This window comes from Bacillus sp. B-jedd (assembly GCF_000821085.1).
Classification (GTDB): Bacteria; Bacillota; Bacilli; order Bacillales; family Cytobacillaceae; genus Bacillus_D.
The window spans coordinates 3,556,292-3,576,496 of sequence record NZ_CCXR01000001.1 but is presented as its reverse complement, the minus strand read 5'-3'; the positions used below and the strand labels follow the sequence as shown (position 1 = coordinate 3,576,496).

The 20,205-nt window shown below is 40.5% G+C and carries 16 protein-coding genes; 11 read left to right on the top strand and 5 right to left on the bottom strand.

Features of this window, described 5'->3' with window-relative positions; genetic code table 11:
- Positions 1-229: 229 nt before the first annotated feature.
- Positions 230-2,686, top strand: coding sequence for a DUF4084 domain-containing protein (locus tag BN1002_RS17575; protein ID WP_231575052.1), 2,457 nt, complete (start codon positions 230-232; stop codon positions 2,684-2,686).
- Positions 2,687-2,883: 197 nt separating this feature from the next.
- Here BN1002_RS17575 and BN1002_RS17570 read toward each other — a convergent pair whose 3' ends face one another.
- The 4 genes from BN1002_RS17570 to BN1002_RS17555 are packed head-to-tail and all read right to left on the bottom strand — an operon-like array spanning position 2,884 to position 6,296.
- Complete coding sequence (locus BN1002_RS17570) at positions 2,884-3,876, bottom strand: SPFH domain-containing protein (RefSeq protein WP_048826816.1); 993 nt, start codon at positions 3,874-3,876, stop codon at positions 2,884-2,886.
- 51 nt (positions 3,877-3,927) lie between these two features.
- Complete coding sequence (locus tag BN1002_RS17565; protein ID WP_231575051.1) at positions 3,928-4,809, bottom strand: TPM domain-containing protein; 882 nt, start codon at positions 4,807-4,809, stop codon at positions 3,928-3,930.
- Positions 4,806-5,834: a TFIIB-type zinc ribbon-containing protein gene (locus BN1002_RS17560; protein WP_048826815.1), complete on the bottom strand. Its 1,029-nt coding sequence runs from the start codon at positions 5,832-5,834 to the stop codon at positions 4,806-4,808. Before BN1002_RS17560 ends, BN1002_RS17565 begins: the two co-directional genes overlap by 4 nt.
- Positions 5,835-5,876: 42 nt before the next feature.
- On the bottom strand, positions 5,877-6,296 hold the full coding sequence (locus tag BN1002_RS17555; RefSeq protein WP_052445656.1) for a PspA/IM30 family protein: 420 nt from the start codon (positions 6,294-6,296) through the stop codon (positions 5,877-5,879).
- Positions 6,297-6,880: 584 nt separating this feature from the next.
- On the opposite strand from BN1002_RS17555, the gene BN1002_RS17550 reads away from it, so the two are divergent.
- The 9 genes from BN1002_RS17550 (at position 6,881) to BN1002_RS17510 (ending at position 15,228) form a co-directional block, all read left to right on the top strand.
- On the top strand, positions 6,881-9,010 hold the full coding sequence (locus tag BN1002_RS17550; RefSeq protein ID WP_082036289.1) for a BglG family transcription antiterminator: 2,130 nt from the start codon (positions 6,881-6,883) through the stop codon (positions 9,008-9,010).
- Positions 9,011-9,037: 27 nt separating this feature from the next.
- Complete coding sequence (locus tag BN1002_RS17545) at positions 9,038-9,475, top strand: PTS sugar transporter subunit IIA (RefSeq protein ID WP_048826814.1); 438 nt, start codon at positions 9,038-9,040, stop codon at positions 9,473-9,475.
- A gap of 1 nt (position 9,476) precedes the next feature.
- A complete protein-coding gene (locus BN1002_RS17540) occupies positions 9,477-9,740 on the top strand; it encodes a PTS sugar transporter subunit IIB (protein WP_048826813.1) in 264 nt (87 codons plus the stop codon).
- Between the two features lie 27 nt (positions 9,741-9,767).
- Entirely contained in the window at positions 9,768-11,063 is a 1,296-nt protein-coding gene (locus tag BN1002_RS17535) for a PTS ascorbate transporter subunit IIC (protein WP_048826812.1), read from the top strand.
- Positions 11,064-11,163: 100 nt separating this feature from the next.
- Positions 11,164-12,156, top strand: a complete 993-nt coding sequence (locus BN1002_RS17530) for a phosphotriesterase family protein (protein ID WP_048826811.1) — start codon at positions 11,164-11,166, stop codon at positions 12,154-12,156.
- A 12-nt stretch (positions 12,157-12,168) separates the two neighbouring features.
- Entirely contained in the window at positions 12,169-12,909 is a 741-nt protein-coding gene (locus BN1002_RS17525) for a creatininase family protein (protein WP_048826810.1), read from the top strand.
- Positions 12,887-13,612 (top strand): KDGP aldolase, encoded by a 726-nt coding sequence (locus tag BN1002_RS17520; RefSeq protein ID WP_148362812.1) that lies wholly within the window; start codon positions 12,887-12,889, stop codon positions 13,610-13,612. Before BN1002_RS17525 ends, BN1002_RS17520 begins: the two co-directional genes overlap by 23 nt.
- Positions 13,613-14,347: an SIS domain-containing protein gene (locus BN1002_RS17515; RefSeq protein WP_048826809.1), complete on the top strand. Its 735-nt coding sequence runs from the start codon at positions 13,613-13,615 to the stop codon at positions 14,345-14,347.
- Positions 14,348-14,481: 134 nt separating this feature from the next.
- Positions 14,482-15,228 (top strand): copper homeostasis protein CutC, encoded by a 747-nt coding sequence (locus BN1002_RS17510; protein WP_048826808.1) that lies wholly within the window; start codon positions 14,482-14,484, stop codon positions 15,226-15,228.
- 373 nt (positions 15,229-15,601) lie between these two features.
- Here the strand turns inward: BN1002_RS17510 and BN1002_RS17505 are convergent, their stop codons facing one another.
- A complete protein-coding gene (locus tag BN1002_RS17505) occupies positions 15,602-16,201 on the bottom strand; it encodes a restriction endonuclease (RefSeq protein ID WP_082036288.1) in 600 nt (199 codons plus the stop codon).
- Positions 16,202-17,281: 1,080 nt separating this feature from the next.
- Here BN1002_RS17505 and BN1002_RS17500 point away from each other — a divergent pair.
- Positions 17,282-19,921: a M14 family zinc carboxypeptidase gene (locus BN1002_RS17500; protein ID WP_048826807.1), complete on the top strand. Its 2,640-nt coding sequence runs from the start codon at positions 17,282-17,284 to the stop codon at positions 19,919-19,921.
- Positions 19,922-20,205 lie beyond the last annotated feature (284 nt).

Below are 20,205 nucleotides of genomic sequence, written 5' to 3'. Positions count from 1 at the left end.
GGAATAGGTGAAAGGATAAAAAAAGTACGGACGGCTTAGAAAATACTACTGCTTTTTTCTTTGGCTTATTTTTAGTTTTTCTGTTTTGCATCACCATCCATTTGAATAAATTGTGCTTCCAATGGCTCTTTTTTATATCTTTTAAAAAATATTTTTTCTAAGACTCATTTATCTTAGAAAAGATTTTGGTATAATTTGCATCATATTAATTGTCGTAGTTTGTTTTGGTTTGGAAAATTTTGATCCTATCTTTCCATTTGGAGTGATTCCCATTACGATTCAGCAGCGAGAGAAGCATTTAATTTACTTTACAATTTTTCATACCTTGGGCTATTACTTTTGTATCCTTTACTGGAAAGATGATGATTGGCTTAGAATGTTAGTCGGCGATTTCTTCTCTATTACCGCACCAATCATGGCGGGTATTGTGCTGTGGAAGATATCAAGAAAAATGGACAAAAACAGCAAAACGTTTTGGCTGTTAATATCCTTGGGCTGTTTTTCCTATGGAGCAGCGGAGGGGATCTGGAATTACTACGAACTTTTTTTGAAAGTGGAGGTTCCTTATCCCGGCTGGACCGATCTATTTTACATGCTCCAAGTGTTTTTTTATCTGCTTGCCTTCCTTCATCGAATCTGGTCAAAGCGAAATGGTTTGCATCTAATCAAATTCATATTTGATACATGTATAATTATGACAGTAGCCATTTCGTTCAACTGGCACTTTATCATAAGGGATATACTGGCTCAGAAGGAAAATGATTTTTTATACACATTTGTTTCACTAAGCTACCCAGTCAGTGACCTTATTCTCCTGTTAGGCGCCATTAGCTTCTACATGGGTTCCAAGAAATTTTTTCCATCTAAAGTTTTGTATATCATTTTTTTCAGCCTGGTAATCCAGGTATATGCGGATACCGCTTATCTGTATTTAACGGCTCATTCACTCTACTTCTCTGGTGGCTTATATGATCCGCTTTGGTCACTTGGGATGCTGCTTATGGGAATCGCAGGAATAGGCGATCTTAGGGATCAGCGGGAACGGGAGTCCGGAAAAGGCTTGCAAGCCTGCGACGGTGAGGTTGAAAATGATACCTTTTCATTCAGAATCGTATTGCCTTATTTGACTGTTATTTTTTTACTCGTTGTGATGATTACATATAGTAAAGAAATCAACAGCTTAATCATAGGTTCGGTTGTATCGATTTTATTGGTTATCTTCAGGCAGATTTTCACCCTGCAGGAGAATAAGTCTTTGTTGAAAAAGTATCATGTCCTGAATGAGGAATTGGAATTAAAAATTGAAGAGCGGACGATTGAAATCACCAATAAAAATGAACAGCTTCTTTCGGCTGTGCAAAATATGAAACATATGGCATATCATGATGTGCTGAGCGGCTTGCCGAATCGGAGAATGTTTTTGGAAAAACTGACTGAAGCTATTGCCGAAGCAAAAAAAAATTCATTGAAATTTGCTGTTGCTTTTATAGATTTGGACCGGTTTAAAAATATTAATGATACACTTGGCCATGATTTAGGCGATTTGCTGCTTCAATATGTTTCGAAACAAATGGTTCAAGCCCTGGGGAAAAATGCGATCATTTCCAGACAGGGAGGCGATGAGTTTACGATTTTGCTAAACAGGCTGGCGGATGAGTCGGAGCTTATCCAGTCCATTCATAACATCCAATCCATCTTAGCAAATCCAATTCAGATTAACGGGCATGAATTGCACGTTTCAATGAGCATCGGAATTGCTTTCTATCCAAAAGATGGCCAAAGCCCTGAGGAATTGCTCAAGCACGCGGATATGGCGATGTACAGTGCCAAGGGCATTAGTGGTAACAGCTTTAATTTCTATTCAATTGGGATGAATGAGACGCTCTCGAGGAAAATAATGCTTGAAAACGGATTACGTAAAGCGGTAGAAAACGATGAATTCCTCCTGCATTATCAGCCGCAGGTGAATATTGAAACAGAGGAAATAATCGGCATGGAAGCATTAATCCGTTGGAATAAAGGTGGCTCGGGACTCGTGTCCCCTGCAGAATTTATTCCCCTTGCAGAGGAAACCGGTCTAATCATTCCGATTGGCGAGTGGGTTCTTTACGAAGCGTGCAAACAAGTAAAAACCTGGCATGATTTAGGTTACGATGAACTTAAACTTTCAGTGAATCTCTCACCCCTACAGTTTTTGCATGAAAATTTAATTGAAATGATTGCGAGTGTACTGAAGGAAACCAAGTTTAAACCGAACTCCCTCGAAATTGAAATTACCGAAGGGGTTGCTGTGTATGATGTGGGAGAAGTCATATCAAAAATGCATGCTCTACGGGATTTGGGCGTACAAATTTCAATCGATGATTTTGGGACAGGCTATTGCTCGCTCATTTATCTAAAACAATTTCCTATTAACACTTTAAAAATAGCTCAGCCATTTATACAAGGCATGACAAATAGTAAGCTTGACCATTCTCTTGTTAGCTCAATTATTGATATGGGTCATAGCATGGGCTTAACCGTTATTGCAGAAGGAGTCGAAACTACAGGACAGTTGCAATCGTTGGTGGAACTTGGATGTGACGAGGTACAGGGGTTCATCTACAGCAAACCGCTCCCTCCAGAACAATTTGGTTCGATTATGAAAATGAAACATTTAGGGCAAGCAGGGGCGATACTTGGATAACTGAATTGCTTTGTTAATAAAAAGGACATGGAAGCAAAGCTATTAATATGGTTTAAAAAACTTTAGAGTTCAAAGGTGCTGTCAAAATTACCTCCAAGCTCGAAATTATACAAAAAACACGGCTTCCCATAGAGAAGTCGTGTTTTTTATCGTGATTTGGAAACTGCTTTTATAAAGCTCAATGTCAGACCTCGATATTAAACTAATTTCTGTCCACAGTTTGAACAGAATTTGGCTCCTTCTGTTTTATTGCCGCAATTTGGGCAGAAGTTCGGTCCTTTTTGACTGTCTGCTCCTTCTCGAGGCGGTTCGGGATTTTCCACTGAAACAGACTGATTAGGAGATGGCTGATTCATTTGATTCATCATTTTGCCTGCGATATTCATCCCCATCATCATGCCCGCGATATCAGAGGCTGTTCCTCCACCGCTCATTTTGCCGCTGGCCATGCCATCTGTGAGTGAGATTTGCTGGTAGCGATTGACATCCCCAACCATCCCATGTGAAGCGTTTTTCGTAATCATGTCTTGAATTTCTTTTGGATAGCTAAAGCTCATGACATTAAACGCGGTAATCGATATCCCGCTCTTCAACATTTGCATATCTAAATCCTCTTGAATGCCTCGAGCGATGTCGAAAGAGTTGGCTTGCAGATTGTACATATCCTTTCCTTCTCTCGAAATCCACTTCATCAAAAGCTGATCGAGAACCGATGTAATCCGAATTCGGACATCCTCTACTAAATATTGCTCGCGAACACCGGCAATTTCATCAATTAGGGAAATATAATCAGTCACTTTAAAATGAAAGGTTCCGTTCGCGCGTATCGGGAGGCCGCCTGGAAGTCCTAGTGAGGGGATATTAATCGCATTTTGCGTTCCCCATTTCACGACAAACTCTTTCGTGTTCACAAACAGCACTTCTACCCGCATGCCGCTATTAAATCCGAACTTGAATCCCTTTAATGTCGATAAGAAAGGGATAATTTGCGATTCGATATCATACTCGCCTTCATCACGGAATATCCCTTCTATTTTCCCGTTTTTAAAAAAGATGGCATCCTGGCCAGGACGGATAATCAGTTTACTTCCTTTTTTAATTTCGCGGTTGCTCCATTTATAAAAAATCATATCATCTCTGAATTCCTGCCACTCTACTACATTTGCAAATTGGTTTTTAAAAAACGACATTCCAATCCGCTCCTTTCCATTTCTATCTGTATCTATATGTTCGCGGCTTTCTTAAAACTTTCCTCTGCTGCCGCTATGCGAATGGCCGCCCATGGTGACGCCGCCACCACCACCACCGCCGCTAAACTTGTTTGCATCATTGGACGGTTTCCTCTGCTTTGTTACGGTTTGTCTAACAAAGTTATCATACTGGTTCACTACTTTTGAACGGCTACGATCCATATAGGTCTGTGCATTTACCGTGACCCTGCCGCCGGCACCATAGGCCATGATTGTAACAATAACCCCCGCCAGGATCAGTGCAACGATTAATTGAAACCACCATAGAAAAAATAGATTTTCAGAAGGTGGGCCTGCAAATTCATAAAAATCATCCGTTTGCGGGCTCCCTACCAATCCATAATCCGCATAGCTATCGTCTCCGACATCCGGCTCAATGCCCATATATTCATAGGCACTATTTATAAATGTTGAGAAAGCATCAAAATATTGGCCGTCTGATAAATCAGGCGTAATTTCCTCACGAATGAGGTCAAGGCGGCTATCATCCAAATACTCCTCCGCTTTTTTAAAGCCTGCCAAATAGACATCACGTTCACTCATGTCAATGGCTAGGATGGCTGTATTTCCATGTGGCTGGTCGTATCCAGGACCATGCTCGTCATAGAAATCCTGGACATACTGGACAATATCCTTCCCGTTTGAATCATCTAAGGTCACGATGATAAAAGCGGTCTCGCTCTCTATTCCGTGTTCACTAGCGATCTGTTGAAGTTCCGCGGCCTCATCCTTCGTTAACAACTCGGCATAGTCATATATATAATGATTCCGGTCAAAGCTCTCCGCGTTCGCAGTTGACATTCCCCATGGCAAAATCATCAGCATCATCAGTAAAACAAAAAATCCTCGATTTTGCATAAGATTTTTTCTCACCAAAAACCGCCTCCCATCATAAAAGAGACACATTTTAAAGAGAAGAAGGTTCCCACGGCGATGCCGCTAAACCATGCCGCTATTTTACCGTTGCTGATTGGTGGCTTGCCGACAACCTTACCTGTCTGCCCATTCATCGCAAATGTATAGTCTGTATTTTTATAATTATAACTAATCATCCAGACGGGCAATAAAACATACTTACTTTCTACATTCCGCGTATCAATATGTTTAGATTTATAATGGGTGGAATGATAGCCTGAAAAGGTAGATGAAATATAGGACTCTACATAGCCACTGATTTTATCCTTCGCCCTTGGGAACAGCTCTTCATCCGTAAAATTATATTTCTCGGCAATATACCCTGCCAAATAAGGGGTCCGAAAATCCTTCAATTGATCATACGGATAGGGCTCCAATTTATCCATTAACTCATCATTCATTTTGACAGAGGCATCAACAGGAATCTTAAGATAATCCAAATTAATATCACGGAAGGCATCATAGTACTTTGTTTCTGTATAAATATAATCGCCTTGCGTATAGGTTCTGACCTTAGTACATTCTGCACTTACCTGCACTTTACTATTTAAATCGAACAACCAAAAAGGCACATACATCCCGGTAATACTCTTTATTCTGTCTGCTGTCATAAAGTCTTTAGGGGTAAGTAATCCTTTTCGGCACCATTTTTGAAATGCTGCCATTGCTTCTTCCTTGCTAATCGTAAAAGGTATGACTTTTGCAGGTGCAAGCTGGCCTGATAGGCGATCGGCAATGACGACAGCAGCTCCGCAATAACTGCAGCTTGTTGCCGCTGTCTCAACAGTTGTAATAAGCACAGCTCCACAATTTTCACAATGGTATTCACTTGCCTCATCCACTGAAAATCTTGTTGTCACCAGATCTTCCGGATAATTTTCAATCGTGTCATGTCTGCCGCAGCTTTGGCAGCTCAGGTTGCCTGATTCAGTATCAAACCCCATATCACTCCCACAGCCAGAGCATTTATAATGAAGAATCACGCTCAATTCCCCCCTTTGTATCAAATATATGTATGGTAATGGTCAAAAACCGTCTCTTTTAATAGACTCCAATTCACTGATATCAGCAATGAGTTGATCAAGAATCGGTTTTAACTGCTCGGATTTTGATGAAGCCCACTGAACGGCTGCTTGCAGCTCAGATAATTTTTCCGCCATAACCGCCTTTTTTTCTTGAAACGTTCTTACATCTCCTTCATTGCCCTCATCTTGAGCCCTAATGGAGTATCGTTCCATTTTCTCAATATTTTCTTCGCATTCATTCAGTTCCCGCTTCAAGCGCTGCTCATCTGCCAATACGGATGCCACTTCCGCTTTTACCTTCCCTAAATCCCTATTTAGATCACGTAAATTATCCTCAACCATTTTCTCCAAATCCTCGGTTCCATCCAAAGCATCAATTTTGCCATCCATAATATCCTTGATCCTCGAAAAAATGCTCACAGCCCTCAGCTCCTCCCAATAAACGAACCAACACTACCATTATACTGTCAAAATTTATGGAAAGTTTCATTTTCGAAAAACTATTCCTTATTAGATACAAAGAGAACCTTTCCTGACCTCCTGCTAAAAGGGAGCGGAATTGCTTTCGTCCATTATTAGGCTTTTCAGGTTTTTTTTTTTCCTCGTTATATTTCTTTTCTGAAGAAGATTACGACTTGGATTGTGCACAGCACGCACCTTTAGTTCCTCTAAAGGCAAAAATAATTTCATTTACTGCAATGGCATCAAAACCTGTAGGAGAATCCGTTGTTACAAGTTGTTTGTCTTATATACAGTAAACTCGTGAGGCTGCTTTTATAATTACAAGACATGGATAATTCCCTTGGCCGTAACCAAGGGAACGGGGTGATGTCTGTAAGAGACTCAATATTTAAAATATACTGTCCATTTTTGCACAAAGTGTTTGCACATCTTTTGGTCTACACTTTAACAGATGCAGGAACTATAGTAGAAGTAAGGTGATAAAAGCCTTTTATTACAGCTTTCTCTTTCACATACTTTTTGGTGTAAAGGAGGTGCCGCGGATGTCTTTGGATCGTCGTAGTACTGCTATACTATCCCACTTAGTTAATGCGGAATCAATTGTGCCGGTAAGAGAAATAATGGAAAAATTTATGATTTCCAGGCGTACAGTTTATTATGACATCGAAAAGATAAATGGCTGGCTAAAGGATAACAACCTTGCACAGGTAAATCAGGTGAGAGGGGCAGGATTCAGCCTGAATCCTGAAGCTGCCAATCTTATACCAGGAAAGATTAATCTGCTTAAGGCTTGGCACTATGAATACTCTGCAAAAGAAAGAAAAGGCTGGTTAGCCCTCTACTTACTAGGAAGAGATTTTCCCTTGTTTTTAGAGGACTTATCTGAAAAATTACGAGTCAGCCGGAATACTACAATTGAAGATCTAAAATTATTAAAAGAAGAGATTGAGCGATTTCATTTAACACTCGAGTTTGAACGTAAGTCGGGTTATCGGGTAGTGGGGGAAGAAGATGATAAGCGGAAAGCAATTGTTTATTATCTTTCGAACGTACTTCCGAATGGGGGCTGGGAAACGCTTCTGTCCAAAATCCCAACTATACTGAACCTTGCCGAGTTTAATTTGAATAATAGAATAAACCTTTTTGAATTGGATGAATTGAAAGCGGTTAAGGAAATTATTGCGGAAAGTGAAACCGATTTGGATGTCCATTTTACGGATGACTTTTTTCATAGTTTAACCTTTCGATTCATACTCTTTGGGAAACGATTGATGCAGGGAAAAGCAATTCGGATTGATGATGTAGAAAAAGAGGTATTGACCGAGACGAAAGAATATAAAGCTGCATGCAAAATTGCTGGAAAACTGTCAGATGTTTTTCATATAAACTTTCCGTATGATGAAGTGTTATATATTACTAAACATTTATTAAGTTCTAAAGTTCAGTCATCTCAAAGGCTGCTGCAGGAAAGCAGGACTTCTGAAACATATTTATTAACAGAAGTTGTTTCTAAGATGGTAACGGATTTTCAGAAATACGCTTGTGTTTTTTTGAAGGAAAGAGATTTGCTTGAAAAAAATTTACTTTTGCATATGAAGCCATCGTATTACCGAATCAAGTACGGACTTGAAGTGGAAAATCAAGTGGCTGAATTAATGAAAGATAAGTATCCCGATATATTTTTGTTAACAAAGAAAGTGATTCACCATTTAGAAAATGCAATTGGAAAAACGGTTAATGACAATGAAATTGCCTTAATTGCCATGCATTTCGGCGGCTGGATGAGAAGAACCGGTGTAACTCCCGCTATCCGGAAAAAAATGCTCATCGTCTGTGCAAGTGGCGTCGGAACGTCTAAACTCCTTGAACATCAGTTAGAAGGGCTTTTTTCTACAATAGATATTGTTGGAAGTGTATCACTGAGAAAGTACGAGACAAGTGATTATGATGTTGACTTTGTTATCTCTACTACCCCAGTTACAAAAAAAGAAGTACCTGTCTTTGTGGTAAGTCCTATTCTTACGGAAGCAGAAAAGGAAGGCCTCTTAAAAAATGTCAACGCTTTGTTTGGAACAAATGTGATTGAAAAATCTACATCTGTCGAAGGATTACTAGAAATCATAAAAAAACATGCCTTGGTCACCAATACAGAGGGTCTAGAAAAGGAAGTAAGAAGATATTTTTCAAAGCAACAATTAAAGGTTGATTTATCAATAAAACCATCCTTGCATCAATTGCTTACAGGAGAATATATACAACTAAAGAAGAATGTTGGGGATTGGAAAGAGGCTATCCGGATAGGAGCCAGGCCATTACTTGAAAAAGGAAATATCACCGAGGAATATATTCAATCGATGATCAACACCATTATTCGATTAGGGCCTTATATCATCGTCGCTCCAAAGGTAGCCATACCTCATGCAAAACCAGAGAATGGCGTAAATAAAATCGGAATGAGTTTACTTTGTTTGGAAGAAGGAGTTCGCTTTTCAGAATCCGATAGACATGAAGTAAATCTTCTCATTGTGTTAGCTGCAATTGATGGAGAAACACATTTAAAAGCATTATCTCAGCTTACAACGATGTTTTCCGAGCCAGGGAATGTTCAAAAAATGGTTCGAGCAAAGTCAATTGAAGCCATTTTAAAAACAATTGAAGCGTATTCCAGTTAATCGAAACATATAAAGGAGAATTATTTCATGAAATTTTTAGAGGAACGCCTAGTTGCACTTGATGTGGAGGCTTATTCGCCAGAAGAGACCATCAAGCTGGCGGGCAATCTGCTTGTAAATGAAAACGCTGTAGATGAATCATATGTCGAGGCGATGATTCAATCATATAAGAAAAATGGACCTTATTTTGTGCTTGCACCCAGCATTGCCTTGCCGCATGCCAGGCCGGAAGACGGAGTTAATGAAGCATCTGTATCACTTATCAGACTAAAGGAGCCCGTTACATTTGGAAGTCAGTTGAATGATCCGGTTAAATTTGTATTTGCATTAGGTGCATCATCAAGCGATGAACATCTTCAAATATTACAAAAGCTAATCAGTCTTCTAAATGATCAATCTAATGTAAAAAAATTAGAAGAAGCTACAAGTTACCAACAAATAAAATCAATTATTGGAGGGATGTAAAGTGAAAATATTATGTGTTTGTGGCTTAGGCCAAGGAACTAGTTTAATTCTGCGAATAAATGTTGAAACAGTGCTGCGTGATTTAGGAGTCCAAGCAGATGTAGAAAATACGGATGTTTCAAGTGCTTCCAGTGAAAGACCGGATTACATTATTACAAGTAATGAGTTAGCACAATCATTAGAAGGCCATCCTTCTAAAATTATTATTGTCAATAACTATTTTGATTTGAATGAAATCAAAACAGCACTACAAGGAAATTTATAAATAAGTCTAAAATTGGGGGAATGAAGAATGAACGCAATTCAATGGATCGCAACCAATATATTTGGTGTACCAGCAATTTTATTGGGTTCTATTGTTTTACTGGGTTTACTTCTACAGAAAAAATCTGCTAGTCAAACGATTAGTGGAACGTTTAAAGCGATGATTGGATTCCTAATTATCAATGTCGGTGCTGGTGTTATTGTCGGAGCCTTAACTGTATTCGAACCGATGTGGAAAGAGGTATTCGGACTGGAAGTAAGTTCGTTAGGGAAATTTTTAGGGCAAGAAGCTTTTAATTCAAAATACGGATCAGCTGTAACCCTTGCAATGTTTATTGGATTTATTATTAACGTATTACTTGCACGTTTTACCAAGTTCAAATATATCTATCTAACAGGCCACATGATGTTCTGGACGACCATGATATTTGCGGGAATTGTTGTTGATGCAGTAGGGAATGTTTCATTTGGAAAATTAGTATTCTTCCTTTCTATCTTTATGGGGTTATATTGGACATTCCAACCTGCAGTTGTCCAACCATTTATGCGTAAGGTAACAGGTAATGACAATATTGCCCTAGGTCATACTTCTGCAGTGGTAGCATTGTTGGCAGCTTTACTTGGAAAAGTACTTGGCAACAAAGAAAATGATTCAGAAAAAATCAAACTGCCAAAAGGACTTGAATTTTTAAGGGATTCGAATGTCATTACAGCTTTAACAATGGGGATTTTATTCTTCGTAGGTGCTGTTATTTTAATGGGAAAAGGGACTCCTGGGGCTAAAGAGCTGATTGCGCAATCAGGCGATCAAAACTTTATCATCTATTCTATTATTCAATCATTAACATTTGCCGGTGGTATAGCGGTTGTATTGCTTGGGGTTAAAATGTTCATTGGTGAAATTGTGCCAGCCTTTAATGGGATTGCAACAAAACTAGTTCCTGGGGCAAGACCGGCGCTAGACTGTCCAGTTGTCTTCACATTTGCACCAAATGCTGTCATTCTTGGATTCTTAGGTGCATTTGCGGGAGCGTTAATATGGCTGGTGGTTTTGGGTAACACCGTAGCATATGTATTTGTACCAACCATGATTGTACTTTTCTTCCATGGGGCAACTGCTGGAGTATTCGGTAATGCTACTGGAGGAGTCCGTGGAGCGCTTATCGGCGGTTTTGTAACAGCAACAGTGGTTGCGTGGGGACAATATCTAACAGTTAAGTTCCTACTGGATTCTACGATTCCTGATACAGCAATGTGGGCTGCAGACTCTGATATGTTTGTACTCGGACCAATTGTAAAGGCAATCGCGAAACTCTTATTCTAAACTGTATAAAACCGGCATGTATAAGCATGTCGGTTTTTTTATCAAAATTATTATTACACTGTCTTCGATCTTTTTCTAATAAGAAGCAGGAGGGAAACAGATGAGTTTTATTCGCACATTAAAGAGTGACATTCAACCAGAGGAATTAGGATTTACGTATTCACATGAACATATTGTATGCAGGCCGGACTATTGGGTTCAGCGCGGAGAAGATGATTTATTACTCGACGACAAAGAGAAATCCAAAATGGATGTAGGAGATTTTAAGCGGCACGGAGGAAAAACGATTGTTGATGCAACAGCTATTGATTATGGACGTGATGTACAAGCTGTAAAAGAGATATCTGATGAAACAGGAATTCAAATTATTGGGACAGCGGGTTTTAATAAAAGTTTTTTATGGGATGCGCGAATAAAGGAAGAGCTTAAGCCAATTATCGGTGATTTTGAGACCTATGCAGAATGGATCGACAAGACGCCTATTAATAAGCTTGCTGAGTTTGTGATCCGCGAAGTCGAAGAGGGGCTTGAAGGGACTCCTTTTAAAGCGGGACAAGTAAAATTCGGTACAGGCTATAACCGGATTAGCCCTTTAGAAGAAAAAACCCTTCGTGCTGTTGCGAGAGCACATCATGAAACAAAAGCGCCGGTCCATTCACATACAGAGGCCGGAACAATGGGCTTGGAGCAGCTAGAGCTCCTGAAAAGTGAGAATGTTAAACTCCAATATTTAAGTCTTGGCCATATGGATCGAAATCCCGACCCATATTACCATGAGCAGATTGCTAAAACCGGGGCATATTTAAGTTTTGATGGAATTGCGAAAATTAAATATGCTCCCGAGAGTACAAGAATTCAATGTATTTTGGAACTTGTTAAAAAGGGCTATGAAGACCAGATATTAGTCAGCGGAGATACCGCAAGAAAAACCTATTATAAGCATTATGATTATGGATTGGGCCTTGAGTATATTATTGCAAAATGGGTACCACGCTTCATTGATGATGTTAACCGCCAAGGCTTTGATGGTCAAAAGCTAATCCATAAATTCTTTGTTGAAAATCCAGCTAGATGCTTTTCATTCAAGAAGTAAGGAGATGCAGCCATGATTTTTCAAAACGAAAATTCTTACGAAGTTAAAGAAAAGATACAGAACAGTAAAATTGCTATTTTGCCGATTGGGGCTGTTGAAGCACATGGCCCGCATCTTCCGCTTGGGACAGACAATTATTTAGCCGAACGTGTATCAATAAGGGTTGCAGAGAAAACAGGTGCCTTTGTGTTGCCAACCTTACCCTATGGCCAAGTATGGAGTTTAAAGAACTTTCCTGGAAGCATCAATATAAGTAATGAGTCCTTAATTTCATTTTTAGTAGATATGGGCGTCAGTTTATATGAGCAGGGATTCAGGGTGTTTGCGATCATCAACGGCCATTTAGGCAATGCAGTAGCATTAAAGGAAGCAGCAAGAAAGCTATATCAGCAATATCCAGACTTTAAAATTCTATACTTGTTTTATCCAGGAGTGAAACACGTGACAGAAGAAGTGAGGGAAACGAAATCCTCACATGCTACTTATTTTCATGCTTGTGAAATTGAGACTTCTTATATGCTTTACTTGGCTGAGGAATATGTAGATATGTCCAAAGCCATAACGGATATCCCGAATATACCGGCGAGTGCGGATATTACCCCCACTCCTTGGGAGGAATTCACAAACTCGGCAGTCCTGGGCGATGCAAAGTTAGCTACGAGAGAAAAAGGGGAGAAAATTATCGAAGTGGCTATCGAAAATATGGTGAAATTGATAGAAGGTGCGAAAAATGAAATTAATGGAATTGAATAGAATAGATGGCTTCCTTTTATTTAACTTTTTAGCAATAGATAAGGAAAATGCAGAAGAGATCATGGAAGCAGGAAAAGGGTTTGTTGTGCCTGGGATTGTTTCTTCTGATTTTGTGAACATTGAGGATGGCGTTAAAAAAGTAAATGAGTTAAAAGAAGTAGCAAAAGTGGTCAGCATTGGTCTTGGCGATAATGGCAATCCGGCAAATTGGGAAAAAGTCTTGAAAATTGCTGAAGGTTCCGAGCCCGGACATATCAATCAGCCTTTTGATAAAACGAGCTACTCTCTTGGCTATTTGAACGCAAAAGGGATTCATCAGGTTGTAAATGGTTTGGTCGCTCCTTCTGGAACAGTTGGTTTCGTTACACTTTCAACAGGAGTTGAAATGAAAGTTGAAGTTCTAGTGGACTTAGCTGTGGCAATGGGAATTGAATCTATTAAATTTATGCCCCTAAAAGGTAAAACGCATCTGGAGGAACTAGTTTATTTATGTAAAGTTGCTGCAGAAAAGGGTTTGAAGGCGATTGAACCAGCGGGTGGGATTTCTTCAGAGAATATTGTGGAAATCGTAAATTCAGTTCGTCCAACTGGCATTCCAGTATTTATGCCGCATGTTTTCGGTTCAACCATTCACAAGGAAACTGGAAGAACGATTCCAGAAGAGGTTGAGAAAATTATTACATTGGTAATGGAGGATGTATAAATGCTTACACAATTCTTTGACAAAGTAAAAGAAAGGTTAGAGATCGTAGAAAATGCAGAAAAGAGAAATCTGGAAAGAGCCGCAGAAAAAGTTGCCGAAGCTATTCAAAATGGCGGGATTATCCAATTATTCGGATGCGGCCATTCCCATATCTTGACTGAAGAGGTTTTTTACCGAGCAGGTGGGCTTGTGCCAATTAAACCAATTTTCATTGAACCACTCATGCTTCATGAAGGTGCTTTGCGTTCCTCGCAACTAGAAAGACAGAATGATTATGTAGGAGAATTCCTGAAAGAACAGGAAATTAAACCACATGATGTTGTGTTTGTATTATCAACGTCAGGCAGGAATCCAGTTCCAGTTGATGTAGCAAATTTTGCGAAAGAAAAAGGTGCCTATGTAATTGGGATTACATCTTTAGAATATTCACAGAGCCAACCTTCAAGACACAAGAGTGGAAATCACTTGTATAATTCAGTTGATTTAGTAATTGATAATCATTCTGTTAAAGGTGATGCCATCCTGTCATATGAAAAGGTCCCTGTTCCGTTCGGACCGACTTCAACTGTTGTGGGAGCAGTATTGTTAAACGCTATTTTTGCGGAAAGCATTAAAATAATGGCGGATAACGGTTTTGAACCTCCTGTCTTTCTAAGTGGAAACATAGATGGTGCTGATCAGCATAATCAAGAGGTTATTAAAAAGTATCAAGCAAGGATCCCTTTGTTGTCTTAACTCCTAGAAAAACATAAACATTACAGAACCTAGGAAAATGCCGCCTAGGTTCTATCTTTTATAGGTACAAAAAAATAGATAAAATTCATTTCTATTAAGGTACATCCCGAAATACGTTTTGGAAGGTGAAGGAAATGACAAGAATTGCAGAAATATGCTGTGGGAGTTTAGAAGATGCGATACATGCTCAAAATGCAGGAGCAGATCGTATAGAACTTAATAATGCCATGTACTTGCTGGGATTAACTCCATCGATTGGAACGATAAAGCAGGTCGTAAATAATTGTACAGTTCCCATTGTAGTTATGGTCAGACCGCGTCCGGGTGGATTTTTCTATAATGAGTATGAATTTAGAACCATGTTAACAGATATTGAAGCTATCATGAACTTTGATGTGGAAGGAATTGCATTTGGCTGCTTAGATGATAATTGCCATATTGATATAGAAAAGAACAAGAAGATAATAGACAAGATTCATCAGTATAATAGAGATGCTATTTTTCATAGGGCCTTCGATTGCGTTAAGGATCCTTATCAATCAATGGAAGTTCTGATTGACTTAGGGGTAAAAAGAGTTCTGACAAGCGGTTTGAAAAATACAGCAATGGAAGGAATAGACCTATTAAAGAAATTGCAAGACCAATATGGAGATAAAATAGAAATATTAGCCGGTGGCGGAGTCAGTGCTACCAATTCATCCATATTGATGAATAAAACTGGCATCATGCAGTACCATAGTTCTTGTAAGAGTTGGAGAAAAGATGCGACCACCATCAGCAATGTTTCGTTTGCGTTTGCAGACCCTCCCCATGAAGAGGAATATAATATCGTGGATTTTGATCTCGCCACCCGTTTCGTAAAAGCAATAAAAGAGTACTAGAGAACCTTTACTTTAAATGAGGAATGCTGTCACTCTCCAGTTTTTCTTGTTTCACATATAATTCAATCTACAAGCCGGAGCAAATTGATTTCAATTTATAGATTAAATAATGGACAGGAAACCCTTCAGGCAGTTGTGGCTGGAGGGTTTTATAATTATGTCCCCGAACTGTAATATGTTTTTTTCAATTACATCACCCCATATTTATTAATGAAGTGGCTTTTCTTTGTAGGATAGGAAGTATTCAAAATAATGCATAAGAACCGTCCCCATGCTTCAAGGGTTGTGCAAAAACGCCCTCATGGCTAAATGCTATGGGGGTGTTTTGTATTCTTTATCAACTTTTCAAACCAGACATTTACCATTGGAATGATCAAATTAATTCATTTGATAAGGAGTAAGCCGTGCTTCCCATCGCTTCCAGCCACAGGTCTACAAGTTCAACTCCATCAATCAGTTCAATATTTAACCCCTCTGCGTATGATTGAGCTGCTTTGGTATAACTCGCGGTTGTGATCAAATAGCCGCCTTTCGCGTTTCTCTTTACAATATTGGAATGGAGGATAGCGATTGGTTCATATCCAACATCGTCCTTGTAGGCTTTAGTCTGTCCCAGAAACAGCCCCTTTTCGGTGGTGTGTTCAATATCTACTCCGAAATCCCCAGATGGACTAGTAACATACACGTCTCCTCCGTACCGTGATTTCAATACTGCCGCTACAAAATCCTCAAAATCGAGAGGTGCTTGTTTTAAGAATAGACTCGTACCACTGGAAAAATCAGTTGATTCGTCTTTCTTCATTTCCTTAGGATAATTAAATCTTAAATAAAGTCCCATCGCCATCGTTCTTTTTAACTCAAGTGTAGAAGTTATTCTTTGTGCAATCAGTTTTGCTGATTTCTCTTCTCTCCATCTGAAATAAAGAAAAATACCGATGTTAATAAGAACAAGAAGCGTAATTAGAAATTTCATATATTTCACCTCATTAACATACTCGGCAGATTTTAATACCGGTAAACCTTGCAGAACAATTTACTTTACTGAATATAGGAGAAGTAAGATTCACAGTAGATCGTTCGGAGCTACAAACTATAGATACATGTAAGGACGAAAGGTTTTTCTTTTGCAGGGAGGGTTAGTGTGCTTGGGGAGGCGATGCAGGAAGATAAATGGCGGAAGAAGTACATTTTACGCTTGTGTTAGAAATGAAATTTAAATGCAGGAGATTGTAATAAGTTTTGAGAAAAGGATGCAGCCTAACGGGATTTTCCTGGAAGCTGTTGAGTAATCTATAATACAATGAAATCCTCCCTAAAATGACAAATAGTCAGAAGTTTTACAAAAATCAAACAATAATATATACTGTCCTTATTCTACTGAAAGTTAATTTAATAAAGTATATCTTTTATAGAAGTATTCAAATGATAAATTTTTCATAGTAAAAGCATCCTGAATTTAAGAATACATAATCCATCCGGATTACCTCTTTTATATCCTTTCCATAGCAGCATTAGAGTTGTGTTTTCCCCTTTCATCTCGTAAAAGACAAAGGTCAAATCTGGTTCTATTGCCTCTTTGCGTACTCTTTAGGCCTTAACGATAAATATTTGATAGAAGTTCCTTGGCGTTGTAATCAGGCGGCAAGGAAATATTTTTGTTCTAGGCACGTTCAGTACCCCTCCAGCTGTTGATTACCCACCATTAGTTGACGCGTGGTGTTTTTAATGATGATTCCATACAAATTTTGACCCCGGAATTTTTTTTGCTTTAGTTCTAGCATCCTCCTTATTGGTGGCCTCCCTTAAAGCTTATTCCTTTAAGGGTTCCATATTTTTTGTTTTGGAAAGGTGTGCAGTTGAACCGTTACACTGTCCCGTTGTTGTTGTTGTTGTTGTTGTTGTTGGAATATGCCGCTCAGGGGGTGATAGTATTATGCGTTGCTCCTACATAATTAATGGAGCCATTAGCCGCTAGGCGCTGAGGCAAATGAGGCTGAAAATGTCGATGCAGAGCGACAGGGTAAAAGAGTCACATTCATTCAGGAGGTGAAGTGTGTTGAAGGCATCTAGTAAAAACACAAAGTTAAAAGTGTTTTTAACTTCTGTATTGATCATTTGTTTGGCTTTCCCTACGGTGTTTGCTGCTGCTAATGATTCTGCCGCGGGGCAAGTGCCGTTTGTTAAAACGCCCGGGACTTTTCCCATCGTTGAGGTAACGGTTACAGGGGTGGAGGCGCTGGAAGCTTTGTTTGCCGAGGAACTGGATCTTGACATCTTCGGGTATGACCATGACGGCGACGAATTTACGGTGACTATTCAGATTCATAATGATGAGTTGGAGTATTTTGAGAAGAACAATATTTCCTACGAGGTCGTTGATGACGGGACATGGATATTTGAAAAACCATCAACGAAAGGCGGTAAGAGTGCGAAGAGCGTTATGAACGCTAGTGCGGAAGGGCAGCCGATTCCGGGCCTTCCGGAAAGGGCAAACGCAAGCCCTACTGTGAATTCCCCTCTTCCTCTTCCAATCACCGCCCCCATTGAACCTGATGCAGTGTTCGATCCGACAGGCGTTTCGTTTAATGCACGGTGGGGATTCCCGGACCGTCTCGGCTACCGGACGGTGACTGAGTTCTATGCTGAAATGAACTACTTGGCCGCTAAGTATCCTGAGCTTGTTAAACTGCATGAGTATGGCGTGTCGTTTGAAGGGGTGCCACTAAGGGCGCTGGAAATCAGTAATAATCCCGGCGGCAATGATGGAAGGCCTACCACGTTGCATCAAGCAGGCAACCACGCCAGGGAGTATAACACTAGTGAGCTTGCTATGAATCTGGGCTGGTATCTGCTTACTAAGTACGGTAAAGCGGGGCATGAGGAAGTAACAAAACTTCTCGACACGACCTCCGTCTGGATTTTGCCTATGACAAACCCTGACGGTGTCCATTGGGATATGCGCAATAGCCCGGGATCCTGGCGCTATAATAGGAACAATTATGCGGGAACAGAACATAACCCGGATGGCACGATAATCGGCGGCGTTGATCTGAACAGAAACTATGCTTACGGCTGGGGCAGTATCAACGGTTCGCAAAGCTTTTTTGGGCAGGGGAACTTCCGCGGCGGGGCGCCTTTAAGCGAGCCTGAAATCATGGCCGTCAGCGAGGTTTTAAGATCTAATATGGTTGTCTCATCCCTTAGCGGTCACTCTTTCCCAAATGGGAATGGGCAGCTAGTCGTCTACCCTTGGGCCTTCGTTCTCAACACTTTTAGCTATGATGATAACCGGGAGTTTCCTATTCAAATTACCGATACGGTAAGTGTCAAAGATTTAGGTCGCAGGCAGGGCAACTATAATCTTTATTCGGATGAATTCACGAACGGAATGTACGCCTACAGTGGTGAAAGCTTGGATTATAAGTTAGGCGCCCTAAGGACTTTGGGTTTCCTGTATGAGTTTGGCAGGACCCTTTTGCCCAAATACACTGGCGCGGACCAGTATTATGCCGTAGCGCCATATAAGGATCAATATTTCGAAGAGCCAAGAGAGTTCCTACTGACTTATCCTACAGCGGCTAATGCGGTAGGAGCAGGCGCTCCCTCAGCCGACATCAGTGCCCAGGTTGTCTTTTTGAATGCACCGTATGACGGAGGTTATGGGAGGAGCCGCTTTACGACGGTCGAGCAAGTCAATGCGCTCGGCACCGAGTTGGACGGTAAAATTCTGGTGACCACGAGAGCGAACGCAAACAATGATAATGCGGCGATAGCCATTGCCGCACAAAACCTCGGTGCGGTTGGTGTGATCATGGTTGATGAAAATGCTTTCCCGCATGGCTATGGATACCGCCATTTTAATCCGAACCTCGGGAACGGCACTACGGCAGGCGTCAATCGGCCCGCTGATGTCAGTATCCCGGTCGCGGGCACTTCCAAGCCGTATGTTAGGGAACTGAACGAGAGGATAGGTTCCGGCAAATTGACGATCAAAAGCACTACGACTAACCAGGAGTCGATGGTGTGGACGTTTGAAAGAAATATCGGCGCATTTATGGAGAATATGTCCTTTGCTGTAGAATTTTCCTCGCACATCAAAGGCAAGATTACTGACAAAGCAGGCCGGCTAGTCCCAGAAGCTACTCTTAAACTGGAAAAGGAAGTAGTCAGCCCGCTTATTGAAGGCAATACCGGCCTCAATGAGGAGGCAACGAGGGATCGTATTACTCAGAGCGGCGAATTTAGGCAACAGCAGACGGCTGTTTACGAGGCAAAAGGCGGGTTATACGACTGGTCGGTTACGCCTTCCAAGCAGTTAGACAACCCGCTGGTACATGGAACGCCAATCGTTGACGAAGGATATACCATTACCGTCTCGGCGCCCGGCAAAGAAAGTGTCACCAAGAAAAATGTGAAAATTCCATCCTATCAGTCGACCATTGAATTAGACTTTGAACTGCTGAGTTTGCCGAAAGAGACTAAAGCATCAGCTTTCGTAACGAAACTCAAGGGCAGCCAGAACGACCTTACGATAACCGTTACGGAAAAGTATACCGATGGGTACGTCAATGTTGTTACAGAAACGATCAGGATCAACAACAACGCCACCGGTACTTATGAAGTTGGCGATAATATGGTCTACGTGGACACCAAGGGCGATACCCAAATACGTGAGTGCTATGTAGTTGAATAGATTTAACACATAGCATATGTGAAAGGTTTTTGGTAGGGCAGGTCGATCGGCGGTCGTAAACGGCAGAGTCCAGGCGGTGCGGCGCTTGCCCTATTAACTTGGCAATCAAATAATCTTCAATGAAAATTCAAATTTTGGTACACCCAAAGACCGTTGTAATCAACGGTCTTTGGTATTTTTAATAGGAGCGGATGTGCTGTCATGCTTGCTTTGGAGTAAAGGGGAACTTGAGCGACCGTACTTATTTCGTAGAGGAAGGGAATAACTTCAATGTATACTTAAGG

Bases quoted from the DNA above. Each gene is read 5' to 3' on its own strand.
- BN1002_RS17570 (WP_048826816.1), bottom strand. From the start codon at position 3,876: ATGTCGTTTTTTAAAAACCAATTTGCAAATGTAGTAGAGTGGCAGGAA.
- BN1002_RS17535 (WP_048826812.1), top strand. From the start codon at position 9,768: ATGAACGCAATTCAATGGATCGCAACCAATATATTTGGTGTACCAGCA.
- BN1002_RS17525 (WP_048826810.1), top strand. From the start codon at position 12,169: ATGATTTTTCAAAACGAAAATTCTTACGAAGTTAAAGAAAAGATACAG.
- BN1002_RS17505 (WP_082036288.1), bottom strand. From the start codon at position 16,201: ATGAAATTTCTAATTACGCTTCTTGTTCTTATTAACATCGGTATTTTT.
- BN1002_RS17510 (WP_048826808.1), top strand. From the start codon at position 14,482: ATGACAAGAATTGCAGAAATATGCTGTGGGAGTTTAGAAGATGCGATA.
- BN1002_RS17520 (WP_148362812.1), top strand. From the start codon at position 12,887: ATGAAATTAATGGAATTGAATAGAATAGATGGCTTCCTTTTATTTAAC.
- BN1002_RS17550 (WP_082036289.1), top strand. From the start codon at position 6,881: ATGTCTTTGGATCGTCGTAGTACTGCTATACTATCCCACTTAGTTAAT.
- BN1002_RS17530 (WP_048826811.1), top strand. From the start codon at position 11,164: ATGAGTTTTATTCGCACATTAAAGAGTGACATTCAACCAGAGGAATTA.
- BN1002_RS17515 (WP_048826809.1), top strand. From the start codon at position 13,613: ATGCTTACACAATTCTTTGACAAAGTAAAAGAAAGGTTAGAGATCGTA.
- BN1002_RS17545 (WP_048826814.1), top strand. From the start codon at position 9,038: ATGAAATTTTTAGAGGAACGCCTAGTTGCACTTGATGTGGAGGCTTAT.